Source organism: Mycobacterium zoologicum (assembly GCF_020181635.2).
GTDB lineage: Bacteria > Actinomycetota > Actinomycetes > Mycobacteriales > Mycobacteriaceae > Mycobacterium > Mycobacterium zoologicum.
Genome location: NZ_JAYJJS010000004.1, coordinates 14,842 through 30,382 on the forward strand (window position 1 = coordinate 14,842; position 15,541 = coordinate 30,382).

The window sequence follows — 15,541 nt, forward strand, 5'->3', positions numbered from 1 at the left end:
CGGTTAGGCTGGTGGGCGGACTTTCGCCGCGGAATCGCGGCTCAGCAGGGCTCAACAGTTGGGTGAAGGGAGCGTCGTCGGTGAACAGCGCCGAGCCGGGATCGCGGGTGGGTTCGCGATTCGGTCCCTATCAGCTCGAGCGACTGCTCGGGCACGGCGTTGTCGGTGAGGTGTACCGGGCCGAGGACACCCGCAACGACGAAACGGTCGCGCTCAAGCTGATCTCCGAGGACCTCTCCGTCGATGAGGCGTTCCGCAGCCGGCTGGAGGACGAGGCCGAAGCCGCCGGTCAGCTGACCGAACCGCACGTGGTTCCGATCCGCGCGTACGGGGAGATCGAGGACCGGCTCTATCTGGAACTGGGCCTGATCGACGGCACCGATCTGGCCACCGTGCTGGCCGACGGCGGCCCGATGAGCGCGCCGCGGGCGGTCGCGGTCGTGCGTCAGGTAGCGGCGGCGCTCGACGCCGCGCACAATGCCGACGTCATCCACCGCGACGTCAAACCCGACAACATCCTTCTCACCGACGACGACCTGGCCCATCTGGCGGACTTCGGTGTCGCCGCGGCCATCGCCGAACCGGACCCGGGCACCGTTCACTACATGGCGCCCGAGCGCCTGGCCGGCGAACAGGTCACCCACCTCGCCGACATCTATTCGCTGGCCTGCGTGCTGGCCGAGTGCCTGAGCGGGGTGCCGCCGTTCTCCGCTGACACCGTCGAAGATGCGTTGGCAGAACGCCTGACCGCCGAAGCGCCGCGGCCCAGCAAGTTGCGGCCAGGGCGCATAGCGGCGGGCGTCGACGACGTGCTGGCACGTGGGCTGGCCAAGCGGCCCGAAGACCGATACAGCAGCGCGGGTGAACTGGCCGCGGCCGCCTACGCGGCGCTGACCGAGCCGGAACGCCACCAAGTCGCCAGAATCCTGCGGCGTGGCGAGCCCGCCCTGCACCTTCCCGGTGGTCTGGAGGCCGACAGCCGAACCGACGGCACGCCGCGCCCGGTGGTCGACGGCCACGGCTGGACCGGCTGGACGCCGCCCGATTCGGAGGCCGGTGTTGGGCTCGGTGGCTCGCCGTTGTCCTCGGACGCATTCCCGATCACCTCGCTGCTGCAGCGCACCGACGCGCGGGTCATCCCGGTGGCGACGCGGCGCCGGCTGCGGATGCCGCGCAAACCCGTGCTGGTGGTGGCCGCCGCGGCGGCTGTCGTCGCGGTGGTCGTCGGGGTCGGAAACCTGGTGAGCGAGACGTCGTCGGCCTCGCCGGTGGCGGCCCCGCCGCAGGGCGTGCTGCCGTTCAACGACCTCGACTACCGGCTGTCGCCGGATGCGGTGGCGCTCGACGGCGACGGTGGTGTCTACGTCACCAGCGGGGGCATGCAAGGTCGGGTGGTAAAGCTGGCCGACGGCTCGGATCGTTCGACGGTGTTGCCGTTCAGCGACCAATACCAGCCGCGCGGGCTGGCGGTGGACTCCGGCGGCAACGTGTACTTCTCCGACGCCGACAGCCGTGTGGTCAAGATCTCCGCCGACGGCGATTCCCATGTCGCGCTGCCCTTCACCGGCCTGGCGGAGCCCCAAGGGGTGGCGGTCGATTCCGGCGGCAACGTCTACGTCGTCGACCGCGTCAATGAGGTCGTGCTGCGGCTGGAAGCCGGGTCGAACCTGCAGACCACGGTGCCCTTCGCGGGCCTCAACAAGCCCGAAGGGGTGGCGGTCGACTCGGCGGGCAACGTCTATGTCACCGACACCGGCAACAACCGGGTGCTCAAGGTCATGTCGGCCACCAATGAGCAGGTCGTACTGCCCTTCGCCGGAATCGTCGCGCCGTGGGGCATCGCGGTGGGTGACGGCGGGAGCGTCTACGTGACCGAGCGCACCCGCAACAAGGTCGTCAAGCTCGGCACCGGCGCGGCCATCCCGGCGGTGTTGCCGTTCACCGGCCTCAACGCACCGTTGGCCGTCGCGGTGAGCAAGAGCGGCGACGTCTACATCGCCGACCGCGGCAATGACCGAGTGGTCAAGATGGACCACGCCAACGGTTGAGACCTGACCCACGATCCGGGCTGAGGGGCGTGGCGGACGGTACGATTTCGGGGTGGACAGTCGCAGCTCCGAGCCCGAATCGGTAGGCGTCGTCGAGCATGCGGTCCAGCACGGCTATTCCCACGACCACGACCACGACCACGACCCGGTTTATGACGCCGGCTGGCACCGCGCGGCCGGGTGGGCGCGTCGTCTGGCCTGGGTCAGCATGCTGCTGGTGGGCGTGGAGGGCGTGGTGGGGCTGTGGCAGGGGTTGGCCGCCGGTTCGATCGCGCTGACCGGCTGGGCGCTGGGTGCCGTCCCCGAGGCGCTGGCCGGCGCCATCGTCATCTGGCGGTTCACCGGTTCGCGCACCCTGTCCCCGACGGCCGAACGGCGCGCCCAGATCGGGGTGGCGGTGTCGTTCTGGATCAACGCCCCCTATATCGCCGCGGCGTCGGTGAACCACCTGTTCGGCGAGCACCGCTCCGAGAGCAGCGTCATCGGCATCACCCTCACCGCAGCGGCGGTGCTGGTGATGCCGATTCTGGGTCGCGCCCAGCGGCGGCTCGGGGTCCGGTTGGGTTCGGCGGCCACCGTCGGCGAGGGTGTACAGAACTACCTGTGCGCGACCCAGGCCGTGGCGGTACTGATCGGATTGACGCTCACCGCGCAATGGTCGGGCTTCTGGTGGCTGGACCCGGTGATCGGCCTCGGTGTGGCGGCGGTGTCGGCCTGGCAGGGCGTTCGGTCCTGGCGCGGCGAGGGCTGCGGGTGCTGACCGGGGGCGAATAAAGTCCCGACTGCCCTGGAGCTGGTGGTGTTGCTCGACAGGGACAGTCGGGACGGTCACACATTACGCCGTGGCGTCCCCGGATGCCATCGGTTCGCGGTCCAGCTTGTACCGGATCAACCGCGAACTGTTGGCGACCACGGCCACCGACGACGCGTTATGCAGAATCGCCGCCAGCACCGGTGACAGCGCACCACCGGCGCCGATCAGCAGCCCGGCCGCGTTGACCGCGATCGCCATACCGTAGTTCTGCCGAATCACCTCCACGGCACGGCCGCCCAGGTCCCGGACATCGAGCAACCGGCGCAGATCATCGTTGGCCAAGGCCACGTCGGCGGTCTCCACCGCCACGTCGGTGCCGGCCAGCCCCATCGCGATCCCCATATCGGCGGCGGCCAGCGCGGGCGCGTCGTTGACGCCGTCGCCGACCATGCCGACCACGTAGCCCTCGTCCTGCAATGCCCGGACCACCTGGAGCTTGTCCTCCGGGAGCACCTCGGCGCGCCACTCGTCGATGCCGAGCTCTGAAGCCACCGCGGCGGCGGTCTCCGGGTGATCACCGGTGAGCATGACGATGCGGCGAATTCCTTTGGCGCGCAACTGGCTGAGGACTTCGTGAGCCTCGGGGCGGACCTCGTCGCGCAGGCTGATCAGCCCGACCAGGGTGCCGTCGACCGCCAGCAGCAGCGGGGTCTCGGCCTGGGCGCGCAGCTTGGTGACCCACTCCGAGGCCTTCTTCGGGATGCGGACCTTCTCCGAGCGCAGCAGGTTCGGGCTGCCCAGCAGCAGGGTGCGTCCGTCGGCCCAGGTGCGGATGCCCAGGCCCACCAGGACCTCGCACTCCTCATGCGGCGGGATGCTGATGTGGCGTTCCTCAGTGGAACGGATGACTGCTTCGGCCAGCGGATGCCGGGAGTGCAGCTCGGAGCTGGCGGCGTAGGCCAGCACCTGCTCGGGTTGCCAATCCTTGTGGATCGCAACGATATTGGTCACCACTGGGCGGCCGATGGTCAGCGTGCCGGTCTTGTCGAACACGATCGCGTCCACCCGGCCGGCCTGCTCCAGATGCGAGCCGCCCTTGATCAGGATGCCGCGCCGGGCGCCATTGCCGATCGCGGCACTGATCGCGGTCGGGGTGGACAGTCCCACCGCGCACGGGCAGGCGATCAGCAGCATGGTCATCGCTCGACGGACGTCGCCGGTGAGCGCCAGGGTGAGCGCCGAGAGGACGAACGACGCCGGCACGAAGCGCCGGGAGAAGTTCTCGCCGACGGTCTGGATCGGTGCGCGGTCATGCTGCGCCTCCTCGACCCGGCTGATGATCCGGCCGATCACGGTCTGATTGCCCACCGCCGTGGCACGCACCACGATCCGGCCGCGCACCACCACCGAGCCGGCGTGCACGACTGCTCCGATCGCGACGCTGGCCGGTAGGGTCTCCCCGGTGATCGCCGACTGGTCGACGATGGCCTCGCCGTCGACGACCTCGCCGTCGACCGGGATCGCCACATGGTCGTGGACGATCACCTCGTCACCGATCTGCACGGTGTCGATCGGCACCTGGACTTCGGTTCCGTCGGCAAGGCGGACCCAGGCGGTGTCCTGGTTGCCGCGCAACAGATCCGAGATGGCGCGCCGGGTCCGGCGCAGCGTCAGATCCTGCAGGTATTCGCCGATGTTGAGCAGCCACAGCACGGTCAGCGCGACGACGTTCTCCCGCAGCACCAGGCTGGCGACGGTCGCGGCGGTCACCAGCGCGTCGGTGCCGGCCTTACCGGAGCGGATCGAGCGCAGCGCGCCCCGCAGGAACGGATAGCCCATGAAGACCGTCGCCCCGGTCGCCACCAGCTGCCCGCTCGGCCCGAGCAGCGGCGGCCGGGCGAACACATAGCGCCGCACACCCAGCAGCGCCAATGCCGCGCCGCCGATCACCATGCGCAGCACGTCGGTGTTGCGGATGTCCGCCGAGCGCGGAGTGCGGGCCGGGATCAGCTCGGCGGCGACGGTGGCCGCCGAGGCGATCGCGGCCAGGATCTCGGCGGTGTCGCACCGCTTCGGCGAGTACCAGACCACGACGGCGCCGGTGCGCGGGTAGGCGTGCACGGTGCGCACCCCGTTGACCCGCCCGGCCGCCTCTTCGGCGGCCACCGCGCGCCGGGAGTCGCAGCGCACCCAGGCGGCCTGCACCCGCATCCGCCCGGCGGCATCCGAGACGACGGTCAGTTCATCGGTGCCGTTCATGGCCACGGTCAGTGGTCGTGGTCGTGTCCGACGGCCGCCGCCGGCGGGGTGGCCTCCTCGCCGATGCGTTCGCGGGCCTCGGCGACCACGTCGGCCACCTTGAGGCGCGCCGACTCTGCAACCTCCTCGGCCCGGCGGGTTCCGCGCAGGCTCCATTCGGTGGCGGTCACCGCGGCCTGGTGCAGCGGTGCCTTCTCCAACGCTTTGCGTGCCAGCTCGTAGGCACTGACCCCGACCAGTCCGGTGAAGACCGTTCCGGCCGCCTTTGCCAGCAGTCCCTGTACCGCCATGAGTGATCCCCTTGTTCACGTTCGATTGGTGCCGCCAAGGCTATCACCATATAAGCATCTATGCATGTATCGCAGCGGCTGATGCTGATCAGCCCAGTGAGCGGGTCACCTTCTCGGTGGCGCGGCGTCGCTCCTGTGCCCCCGGGTCCGGGTTGGCGACCTGTACCAGCGACCCGCCGGCGGCGAACACCGCCAGCATGTTGTCGATCAGCGCGGCCGGTGTGTCCCAATCGCTGGCCGACCAGATCCGATCCGCGGACGTCAAACCCGTTGCGGCCGCTGATTTCTCGCAGGCCGCCAGTACCTCGTCGCTGGACAGCCCATCCAATGCCTGGCCGGGGTGCGGCTCCGGGATGAGCTGGTCGCCGTGTACCCGCACCGCAGTCGCGTAGTCGGTGACGCCCACCGGCAGATCCGGCACCGGCCGGCCGAACGGGTCCAGCGACGCCACCACCACTTCGCCGCCGGAAGCGGCCACCGCTGCGTCGGCCTCGTCGAGCCGGGCCGCGGTGCACACCGCGACGTCGGCGTCACCGTCTGATTCCAGCAGCACCTGTGCGCCGATCCACCACGCGCCCAACAACACCGCCGCGGTCTGCCAATGTGCCGGCAGCAATACCGCGATGCGGCTGTCGGGCCCGGCGCCGAGCTCGTCGCGCAGCAGGTTGCCGGTTTTGGCGGCCCAGTTCGCCAGGGTGACCGCGGACAGCTCGATGCGTTCGCCGGTGGCGTCGTCGTAATAGGTGATTCGTGGCCCCACCGGGTCGGCGCGCAGGATGGGGTCCAGGATCGCCGAGCCGAGGTTGGTCACCCCAGCGACGTTAGTTCACGCACTGCGGGTCGTTGGAACCTGCCGTCAGAATCGGTGACGGCGCAGCGATTTGGGGCGCCGGATCGTCGTCCCCGGTCCCGGAGATGCCGGCCAGCTGCGCGCGGTCCCCGGCACCCAGTCCCGATCCCGGTCCGGTGTAGTCGCCGGCCAGCACCACCCGAACCGCCCCGGCCGGCACCGCCTCGTTGGTCACCACCGGCAGCCCGCCCAGGTTCCGGGCCACCGCCTGAGCGCCGGGGTCGTCGGTATTGGCTGCCTGGACCTGGCTGGTGGGCACGTGACCGGCCTCGTTGTTGCCCACCGAGCCGGTGCCGAATCCCTTGGCGTTGAGCACACCTGACACCGCCGCGGCCAGGCCGTTGATGTCGGTGTCGTTGACCACGCTGGCGGTGGTGTGCTCCGGGTCGTAGGCCAGGGCTTCGGTGTTGCCCGACTCCTGGTCATGCAATAGCCCGGCCACCCACTGCGAGACCTGGGCGGGGTCGACGCGCACCACGCTGTGCATGCCGTCGTCGCTCCAGCCGGACTCCTCGAGAACCGGGATGGTGGCGAACGCGACCTTGCCGGCGGCCAGATCCTGAGCCTTGGTGACGAAGTCGATCACATCCCAGCCCGCCGAGAGCACCACCGACCGCTGTACCGCCTCCTGCAGCCGCGTCAAGGTGGCCGGGCTGGACAGTGTCTTGCCGGAGATCACCTGGTGTGCCAGGGCCGCCATCACCGCCTGCTGGCGGCGGACCCGGTCCAGGTCGCCGTGCGGTAGTTCGTGGCGCTGCCGGACGAAGCTCAGCGCCTGCGCGCCACCGAGACGCTGCCAGCCGGCGGGGAAGTCCGCGCCGGAAAGTTCTTCGTACACCGGCTCTTTGAGGCAGACGTCGACGCCGCCCAACGCATCGGTGATCAGGGAGAAGCCGAGCAGTCCGATCTCGGCGTAGTGGTCGACGGTGACACCGGTCAGGTTGGCCACGGTCTGGATCAGCGCCTCGCGGCCGGCCTCGGTGCCGCGCGCCTGAGCCTGTTGGGCATCCATGCCGCCCTCGAACAGCGCGTCGGCGGTCTCGAGTTTGGTGGCGCCGTACACGCCGTTGATCTTGGTCTTGTCCAGGCCGGGCGCGTCGACGTAGGAGTCGCGGGGGATGGAGATCGCGGTGGCCGACTTCCCGTTGTTGGGGATCCGGACCAGGATGATGGTGTCGGTGTTGGTGGCGTCGTCGTCGCCGACGCGCAGGGACGCCAACTCCTCGGGGGTCAGCGGGTTGCCGTGGGCGTCGGTGCGGCTGTCCATCCCGACCAGCAGGATGTCGACCGCTCCGTCGGAGCCGCCCTTGCCCAGGGCCGCCGAGGCGACGTGGAAGATGCCGTCCTCGAACGATCGGACGCGACTCCAGGCCACTCCGGTGCCGAGAACGACGGAGACGGCCGCCACCGTGGCAATCACGCGGGCCACACGATGCACAGGCATCACTTCAGGCTACTTGTGTCACAGCGGTAACGGCGGTAGCCGGACCCCGGCGTGCCAGGTGAAGCTGGAACCGTCGCATAAGCTCGACGGTTATGACTTCTGGGCAGCGAATCGTGATCACCGGAGCCGGCGGCCAGGTCGGCACACTTCTGGCGGCCCGCGCCGCGCAACAGGGCCGCGAGCTGCTGACGTTCACCTCCGCCCAGTGCGACATCAGCGATTCCGCAGCGGTGGACGCCGTCGACCTGCGCCCCACGGACGTGCTGGTCAACTGCGCGGCCTATACCGCAGTCGATGCCGCCGAGGCCGATCCCGACCGGGCCTACGCCGTCAACGCGACCGGGCCGGGCCTGCTGGCCGCCGCGTGCGGCAAGGCCGGTGCGCGACTGATCCACATCTCCACCGACTACGTCTTCGACGGCGACTTCGACGGTGCGCCGCCGCGCCCGTACGAGCTGGGCGATGCCACCCGGCCCCTGTCGGTCTACGGCAGCACCAAACTGGCCGGTGAGAATGCCGTGCTGGCGGGGTCGGCGGACGCCGTGGTGGCGCGCACCGCCTGGGTCTACACCGGTGCCCCCGGCGGCACCGACTTCGTCTCGGTGATGCGGGGCAAGGCCGCCGCAGGCGCAGCTGTGGGGGTGGTCGACGACCAGGTCGGCTCACCGACCTACGCCCGGGACCTGGCCGAGGCGCTGCTGACCCTGGCAGATGGCTGGCCCACTGCTCGGCTGCTGCACGCCGCCAATGCCGGGGAGACCAGCCGGTACGAGCAGACTCGTGCGGTCTACGCCGCCGTCGGCGCCGACCCGGACCTGGTGAGTCCGGTCAGCAGCGACGCGTACCCACGTCCGGCGGCCCGGCCGCCGTACTCCGCCTTGTCGGGTGTCGAGTCGGCCCGAGCCGGCCTGGCGCCCCTGCGCGGGTGGCGCGATGCGCTGTCCGCCGCGCTCGTCGGATGACCTCCGGCATAATCTCTAGCCGTGAGTGAGGCCCTGCCGGTGGTGACGGTGACGTATTCACCGGGGTGGCACCTGGACCGATTCCTGGCGTCGCTGTCGCTGGCCACCGACCGCCCGGTGCAGGTGGTGATGGCCGACAACGGTTCCACCGACGGCGCACCGCAGGAAGCCGTGCAGCGCTACCCGGGCGTCCGGCTGCACGACACCGGGTCCAACCTGGGCTACGGGGGCGCGGTCAACAGCGCGGTGACCCTGCTGGCGGGCGACGAATACGGTGAGTTTTTTATCGTGGCCAACCCCGACGTCCAATGGGGCCCGGGCAGCATCGACGCCCTGCTGGAGGCGGCTTCCCGGTGGCCGAACGCGGCGACGCTGGGACCGCTGATCCGGGATCCTGACGGCTCGGTGTACCCGTCGGCGCGCCACCTGCCCAGCCTGATCCGCGGCGGAATGCACGCCGTCGTCGGTCCGCTGTGGCCGAACAACCCCTGGTCCCGGGCCTACCGCCAGGAACATCAGGAACCCAGCGAACGCCCGGTGGGGTGGCTGTCCGGGGCCTGTCTGCTGGTGCGCCGCGCCGCATTCGACGCGGTCGGCGGCTTCGACGAGGGTTACTTCATGTACATGGAAGACGTCGACCTCGGGGACCGGCTGGCCAAGGCCGGCTGGCTCAACGTCTACGTGCCCAGCGCCGAAGTGCTGCACCAGAAGGGCCACGCCACCGGCAAGGACCCGGCGGCCAACCTGGCGGCACATCACCGCAGCACCTACACCTACCTCGCCGACCGGCACACCGGTTGGTGGCGGGCCCCGCTGCGCGCGACCATGCGGGGCGCGCTCTCGGTGCGATCCGGGCTGGCCGTGCGCAGCGCCCGCCGCAGGCTGACGAAAGGACGTCCATGACGTTGCAGCAAGTCGATGCCGTTGTTCTGGTGGGAGGCAAGGGAACTCGACTTCGGCCGCTGACGATGTCGGCGCCCAAGCCGATGCTGCCGACCGCAGGGCTGCCGTTCGTCACGCACCTGCTGTCGCGGATCGCCGCCGCGGGCATCGAGCACGTGATCCTGAGTACCTCCTACAAGCCCGAGGTGTTCTCCACCGAGTTCGGCGACGGATCCGCGCTGGGACTGCAGATCGACTACGTCACCGAGGAGGAGCCGCTGGGCACCGGCGGCGGTATCGCCAACGTGGCCTCGCACCTGCGCCACGACACCGCGATGGTGTTCAACGGTGACGTGCTGTCCGGGGCGGACCTGGGGGAGCTGTACGCCTACCACCGTGAGCAGGCCGCCGAGGCCACCCTGCACCTGGTCCGGGTCGGTGACCCGCGGGCGTTCGGCTGCGTGCCCACCACCGACGGCCGGGTCACCGCGTTCCTGGAGAAGACCGAGGACCCGCCGACCGACCAGATCAACGCCGGTTGTTATGTGTTGTCCCGCAGGGTGATCGAGGCAATCCCGCGCGGGCGGCCGGTCTCGGTGGAGCGCGAGGTGTTCCCGGCGATGCTCGCCGACGGTGTGAAGGTCTGCGGCTACGTCGACACCAGCTACTGGCGTGACATGGGCACCCCGGAGGACTTCGTACGCGGCTCGGCGGACCTGGTGCGCGGCATCGCGCCGTCGCCGGCGCTGAGCGGCCAGCGCGGTGAGGCCCGGGTGCACGACGGCGCCTCGGTGGCTCCGGGAGCGGTGCTGATCGGCGGCACGGTCGTGGGCCGCGGCGCGGAGATCGGCCCTGGTGCCCGGCTGGACGGCGCGGTGATCTTCGACGGCGTGAAAGTCGAGGCGGGCAGCGTGATCGAGCGTTCCATCATCGGCTTCGGCGCCCGGATCGGGCCGCGGGCGCTGATCCGCGACGGGGTGATCGGCGACGGCGCCGACATCGGGGCGCGCTGCGAGCTGCTGCGCGGGGCGCGGGTGTGGCCGGGAGTGTCGATCCCGGACTGCGGGATCCGGTACTCCAGCGACATCTGAGCCGGTTTTCTCGCCGACTCTGCGCTCAGGGCGCGCCATTCTTGAACTTTTCCGCCGTACACGCAGTGTCAACGGGGATAGTCATAGCCATGTTCGCCAGGGTGTTCGCCGCGTGCTTCGCCGCAGTTGCCATGGCGGCTCCGGCCGCCGCGGATCCGCTTGACCCGATTCCCGGCAACGGCGTCTTTGTGGTCGGGACCGATATCGCACCCGGCCTGTATCACACCGGCGGGACGGGATCGACTTTCGGCGTGTGGATCAATAATGTGCCGACCCAGGAGTCGATGTGCTCATGGTTCACCTACAGCACACCTGATGCGGCCAAAGACCATGTCGTGCAGGCCAATACGTCGATCGGCCCGATGTATGCGAGCATTCCCGCCACGGTCAGGGCCTTCGAGTCGCAGAACTGTCAGCCCTGGACGCGGGTATCCGACTCGCAGACGAATGTGGCGTCGAGCGGCTCGGAATAGTCGCCGAACCTGACCCAGGTCCGTACGTATGGCACCATACGTTGAGCTTGAAGCTCGCCTGGACGCGCACTCGGCGGCTTCCGGGGTCAGCAAGGCGGAACTGATCCGGCGCGGTATCTCGATGGTGCTGGACGGATCGCCGAAATCGAAGCGAATTCCACTGCCGGTGTTTCGCAGCGGCCGGGTGCGCGACGCCCAAGACATGGACGACGACCTCTATGCGCACATCAAGGAGCGTGCGGCCCGGCGATGATCATCGTGGCCGACACCTCGGCGTTGTTCGCCGGATTCGACGCCGACCAGCCTGAGCAGTCACGGATCGCCGCCATCATGGAGACCGAAACGCTGGCGATATCGCCGCTGGTGATCACCGAGCTCGATCGCTTGGTGCACCGCGAACTCGGGTTCTCTGCCGCCGTGCAGGTCGTCGACGCGCTGGCCCGTCGGATGACGCAAGGGCAGTACCGGCTAGCGGAACTCAAGCCAAGCGATATCGTTGCGGCCCAGGGTATTCGCGTAATGTATGAGGCGCTGCATCTCGACTTGGCCGACGCGGTCGGGGTGGTACTGGCCGACCGGTACAAGACGGATCGGATTCTCACTCTCGATCAACGCGACTACCGCGCCATCACGCCTCTCACCGCCGGCCTGCACGCATTCCGAATCCTCCCCGCGGATCTCTGACTGAACTCCAGCTTGGTGTCGGTCCGAGTGAGATGGGTTTGTACGGCCCTGTTCGCCGAGGAAAACATCAGCACAATTGCGGATAGACCACCGGGCACGCCACGTCGCCCTACGACTCCCTGCCGGCGAATTTACGCGCACGCGCCGATGGATCCAGCCCCGCGGCGCCGCATCGTTGAAGCAGAAATCCTCGTAGAAAGGACCGACCATGAACGCGACCAGGACCACCGGAGCTCTGCGGGCGGCGATCCGCCGGGTGTTGCCGCAGCCCCAGCTGCGCCCCGCGCCGTTGCGCTACCCGCGCCGATACACCTTCCTCGACGACGGCTGCACCGCACGCGAAGCACGCCACCTCTGAGGGCAGCGTCAGCGCTGCGGGTCGGCCCGCCCGGCGGCCTGCTGGGCCAGCTGGACACGGGAGCTGACGTCGAGCTTGGCGTAGACGTGGGTGAGGTGGGTCTCCACCGTGCGCGGCGAGATAAACAACCTCGCGCCGATCTCCTTGTTGGACAGACCTTCTGCGACCAGCCGGACCACGTCTCGCTCGGTCGGGGTCAACGAGGCCCAACCGGTGGCCGGACGCCTACGTTGGCCGCGGCCGCGCTGGGCATACGCGATCGCCTCGTCGGTCGACATCGCCGAGCCCTCGGTCCGGGCGGTGTCGAACTCGTCGCCGCCCAGGGCATCTCGCAGCTTGTCCACAACGGCCTGGTGCGCCGGGTCGAGCACCTTGAACCGGACCGCGCCCATACGTTGACGAATGGCGTCGACGGCCCCCAGCAGCCGCGCCGCCTCCCGGTCGTCATCGGCATTGCTCGCCAGGTAGGCCAGACACTCCAGCAAGTCCGGAACCACCAGCCGCCCACCGGTTTCGGCGACGATGCCCAGTGCCTCGTGCACGTCGCGTTCGGCCTCGTCGTGCTGGCCCTGCGCCAACTCGACTCGGCCGCGCGCTGCCATCGCGCTCGCGCGGAACCAGCCCCTGGCCAGCTCCACGGCATCGTCTGCCCACGCTCGGGCCGTCACCAGGTCCCCGGATGCCAGCGGCGCCAACGGCGACCACACGTACATGCCCGACATCGCGGGATTCTCGTCACGGCGTTGCCAGGCGGCCTCGTTGGCCCGCAGTGCGGCCGCGATATCGTTGCCGGCCAAGTGAGTCACCCCAACGGCGGCGTAGCAGGCCGGCTCGTAGGATTCGATCAACTCCGCGCAGTCGCGCAGTGCCTCCTCGGCCGCGTCCCGAGCTGCGGACGCCTCGCCGTGGAACGCGAGCACATTGCCCTGCATCACCAGGCCGTAGAGCCGGAACAGGGCGTCGTGTTCGGCCGTCGACTCCGCGGTGACCTCACGCAGCCCGGCGAGCGCCTCGACGAGTTCACCCCGAATGGTGTGCATGTACGCCAGTACCCAGCGCAGGAACCGGGAGGTGAACCGGTCGCCTATCAGCTGAGCGGCCTGCAGCCCTTCGAGCGTGGCCGCATGCGCCCACCCGGCCGAATCTCCGCGGATCACAGCGATATTGGCCAGCCGGCTCAGGCTCTGACACAGCAACCACGGGTCGCCATGTTCGCGGGCGGCGTCGGCGGCCTTGTCAAAGTACGCTTTGGACATCTCGGGGTCGGCCAGACTGGCTGAGCCGCGGGCCAACAGCGCCCGCGCCAGCAGTGCCGGTTCATCGGCGTCGCGGGCGATGGCCAGGGCCTGCTCGGCCTCCTCGACGCTGCCCGCGGTCCCCGTCCACCCCAGCAGCGTCACCTTCGTGGCGAGCGCCAAAGCTCGTGCCGTCGGCGTCACCTGCTGCGCCGAAGGTTCGCGGAGTCCCGACTCCAGCCAGGTCATGCCTTCGACGACGTGGCCCCGTGCCAGCCACAGCGGTTGCAGTGACGAGGCGAGCCGTAACAGGGCTTCGGTGTCACCGCTTTCGCGGCACCAGGCCAGTGCCGCGCGCAGATTGTCGATCTCGGTTTCGGCCTGCTCGACGAGATTGGTATGCCCGGTGTGCGCTGGCGCGTCGAGGACGGCGGCCAGTGCTGCGTAGTGGTCCCGGTGGCGCGTCCGGACGGTGTCGGCCTCCCCGGAGTCGCCCAGTTTCTCCAGCGCATACTGGCGTACCGTCTCCAGAAAGCGAAAGCGGGTTGTGCCACTGGTGGTTTCGGAGATGACCAACGATTTATCGACCAGCAGAGTGAGCTGATCGAAGACCTGGTAGCGCTCGACGTCACCGTCGGCGGCCACGGCCTGCGCCGCGTCGAGGTCGAACCCTCCCACGAACGCCGAGAGCCGGCGGAACAACGTCCGCTCGGGTTCGGTGAGCAGCGCATGCGACCAGTCCACCGACGCGCGCAGCGTCTGCTGTCGCCGCACCAACGTCCGTGATCCACCGGTCAACAACCGGAACCGGTCGTGCAGGCTGCCGGCGATCTCCGCCAGCGACAATGCCCGGACCCGAGCCGCGGCCAGTTCGATGGCCAGCGGCATCCCGTCGAGGCGACGGCAGATCTCGGTCACCAGCTCGACGTTGGCGTCGGTGACTGCGAAGTCGGACCGGGCCCGGCGCGCCCGGTCGGCGAACAGTTCGATCGCCTCGTCGGCCAGCGACAGTGACGGGACCTTCCAGACGGCTTCGCCGGGCACCCCGATGGGTTCGCGGCTTGTCGCCAGCAGGCGCAGCCGCGGGCATCTCTCCAGTACCGCGACCACCAGTTCGGCGCAGGCGTCCAACAGGTGCTCACAGTTGTCGAGGACAATCAGCATCTGGCGGCCGGCGACGGTTTGGATGATCGCGTCGATCATCGAGCGTCCCGGTTGGTCTGGCAGGCCTAGAACGCGCCCTAGGGCCACAGGCACCAGATCGGGGTTGGTGATCGGCGCCAGGTCCACATACCCGGGTGCTTCGGATTCGGCCACGCGACTTGCCACCTCGATGGCCAGGCGGGTCTTGCCCGCGCCACCAGCACCGGCCAGGGTCACGAGCCGATTGATGGCGAGGATGCCGCGGACCTCATCGATCTCGGTCACGCGTCCCACAAAACTGGTCAACTGCGCCGGCAGGCCGCCGGCGGCGCGGCCTTCGGTCGCACGCAACGGCGGATGTTCGTTGCACAATTCGGGGTGGCACAGCTGAACCACCCGTTCGGGTCGCGAAACTCCGCGCAGCTCATGGCCACCCAGATCGAGAAGCCACGAGTCGGGCGGAAGCATGTCGGCGACAAGGCCTTCGGTGGTGCCCGACAGCACGGTTTGGCCGCCATGCGCCAGGTCCCGCAGGCGTGCGGCCCGATTGATGGCCGGCCCTATGTAGTTGCCTTCGTCGCGCAACTGCACCTCGCCGGTATGCACACCGATGCGCAACCGGATCGGGCCCAAGGCAATCCGCTGCAGCGCCAGCGCGCATGCCACGGCGTCGGAGGCCCGGGCGAAGGCAAGCACGAAGCTGTCACCCTCACCCTGCTCAACCGGGCGCGCGCCGTCGTGTTCGGCGATCAGAGCCGTCAAAGCGGCATCAAGCTGCGCGAAGGACGCCGTCATCTCGTCGGGCCGGGTCTCCCACAGCCGCGTCGAACTTTCGACGTCGGCCAGCAGCAATGTCACCGTGCCCGTCGGCAGCAACCCGCTCATGCCCACGTCGTTTCCATCCGCCAAAACATCCGCTTGGATCATGCTAGCCAGCGTGACCAGGTCGGATGTCGAAAACATCAGTGGTATCCCGTACTTGCTCCACAACCGGCCCCGACCTCGGGCAGCGAACGGGGGCCTGCCGTTCTCCGCGTCCGAGAATCGCCCCGCCGCCGGCTCGCCGCG

The 15,541-nt window shown here is 69.3% G+C and carries 14 protein-coding genes; 9 read left to right on the forward strand and 5 right to left on the reverse strand.

From position 1 onward, the window contains the following. Window positions 1-80: 80 nt before the first annotated feature. Complete coding sequence (locus tag K6T84_RS04310) at window positions 81-2,048, forward strand: serine/threonine-protein kinase PknD (protein ID WP_225400484.1); 1,968 nt, start codon at window positions 81-83, stop codon at window positions 2,046-2,048. Window positions 2,049-2,256: 208 nt separating this feature from the next. Further along, window positions 2,257-2,808, forward strand: coding sequence for a cation diffusion facilitator family transporter (locus K6T84_RS04315; RefSeq protein ID WP_224865904.1), 552 nt, complete (start codon window positions 2,257-2,259; stop codon window positions 2,806-2,808). A 75-nt stretch (window positions 2,809-2,883) separates the two neighbouring features. On the opposite strand, the gene ctpC is transcribed toward K6T84_RS04315, so the two are convergent. The 4 genes from ctpC to K6T84_RS04335 form a co-directional block, all read right to left on the reverse strand. Next, window positions 2,884-5,061 carry a manganese-exporting P-type ATPase CtpC gene (gene ctpC, locus K6T84_RS04320; RefSeq protein ID WP_224861994.1) on the reverse strand — a complete coding sequence of 726 codons (2,178 nt, stop codon included), beginning with the start codon at window positions 5,059-5,061 and terminating at the stop codon, window positions 2,884-2,886. 8 nt (window positions 5,062-5,069) lie between these two features. Further along, window positions 5,070-5,351, reverse strand: coding sequence for a DUF1490 family protein (locus K6T84_RS04325; protein WP_225400483.1), 282 nt, complete (start codon window positions 5,349-5,351; stop codon window positions 5,070-5,072). A gap of 88 nt (window positions 5,352-5,439) precedes the next feature. Then, entirely contained in the window at window positions 5,440-6,162 is a 723-nt protein-coding gene (locus K6T84_RS04330; protein ID WP_225400482.1) for a TIGR03089 family protein, read from the reverse strand. A gap of 10 nt (window positions 6,163-6,172) precedes the next feature. Beyond that, window positions 6,173-7,645, reverse strand: coding sequence for an LCP family protein (locus K6T84_RS04335; RefSeq protein ID WP_225400481.1), 1,473 nt, complete (start codon window positions 7,643-7,645; stop codon window positions 6,173-6,175). A 92-nt stretch (window positions 7,646-7,737) separates the two neighbouring features. On the opposite strand from K6T84_RS04335, the gene rfbD reads away from it, so the two are divergent. The 7 genes from rfbD (at window position 7,738) to K6T84_RS04370 (ending at window position 12,095) form a co-directional block, all read left to right on the forward strand. Next, window positions 7,738-8,607, forward strand: a complete 870-nt coding sequence (gene rfbD, locus K6T84_RS04340) for a dTDP-4-dehydrorhamnose reductase (RefSeq protein WP_225400480.1) — start codon at window positions 7,738-7,740, stop codon at window positions 8,605-8,607. A 21-nt stretch (window positions 8,608-8,628) separates the two neighbouring features. Next, window positions 8,629-9,510 carry a glycosyltransferase family 2 protein gene (locus K6T84_RS04345; RefSeq protein WP_225400479.1) on the forward strand — a complete coding sequence of 294 codons (882 nt, stop codon included), beginning with the start codon at window positions 8,629-8,631 and terminating at the stop codon, window positions 9,508-9,510. Then, on the forward strand, window positions 9,507-10,580 hold the full coding sequence (gene manB / locus K6T84_RS04350; protein WP_225400478.1) for a mannose-1-phosphate guanylyltransferase ManB: 1,074 nt from the start codon (window positions 9,507-9,509) through the stop codon (window positions 10,578-10,580). Before K6T84_RS04345 ends, manB begins: the two co-directional genes overlap by 4 nt. Before the next feature lie 89 nt (window positions 10,581-10,669). Beyond that, window positions 10,670-11,053: an Rv1352/Rv1906c domain-containing protein gene (locus tag K6T84_RS04355; protein ID WP_225402043.1), complete on the forward strand. Its 384-nt coding sequence runs from the start codon at window positions 10,670-10,672 to the stop codon at window positions 11,051-11,053. A 28-nt stretch (window positions 11,054-11,081) separates the two neighbouring features. Continuing rightward, the gene (locus tag K6T84_RS04360; protein WP_225400477.1) at window positions 11,082-11,306 is read left to right on the forward strand and encodes a hypothetical protein; all 225 of its coding nucleotides are present in this window, start codon (window positions 11,082-11,084) and stop codon (window positions 11,304-11,306) included. Further along, window positions 11,303-11,737, forward strand: a complete 435-nt coding sequence (locus K6T84_RS04365; protein WP_225400476.1) for a PIN domain-containing protein — start codon at window positions 11,303-11,305, stop codon at window positions 11,735-11,737. Before K6T84_RS04360 ends, K6T84_RS04365 begins: the two co-directional genes overlap by 4 nt. Window positions 11,738-11,945: 208 nt before the next feature. Beyond that, window positions 11,946-12,095, forward strand: a complete 150-nt coding sequence (locus tag K6T84_RS04370; protein ID WP_225400475.1) for a hypothetical protein — start codon at window positions 11,946-11,948, stop codon at window positions 12,093-12,095. A gap of 8 nt (window positions 12,096-12,103) precedes the next feature. Here the strand turns inward: K6T84_RS04370 and K6T84_RS04375 are convergent, their stop codons facing one another. Next, window positions 12,104-15,400, reverse strand: coding sequence for a helix-turn-helix transcriptional regulator (locus K6T84_RS04375; protein WP_329786643.1), 3,297 nt, complete (start codon window positions 15,398-15,400; stop codon window positions 12,104-12,106). Window positions 15,401-15,541 lie beyond the last annotated feature (141 nt).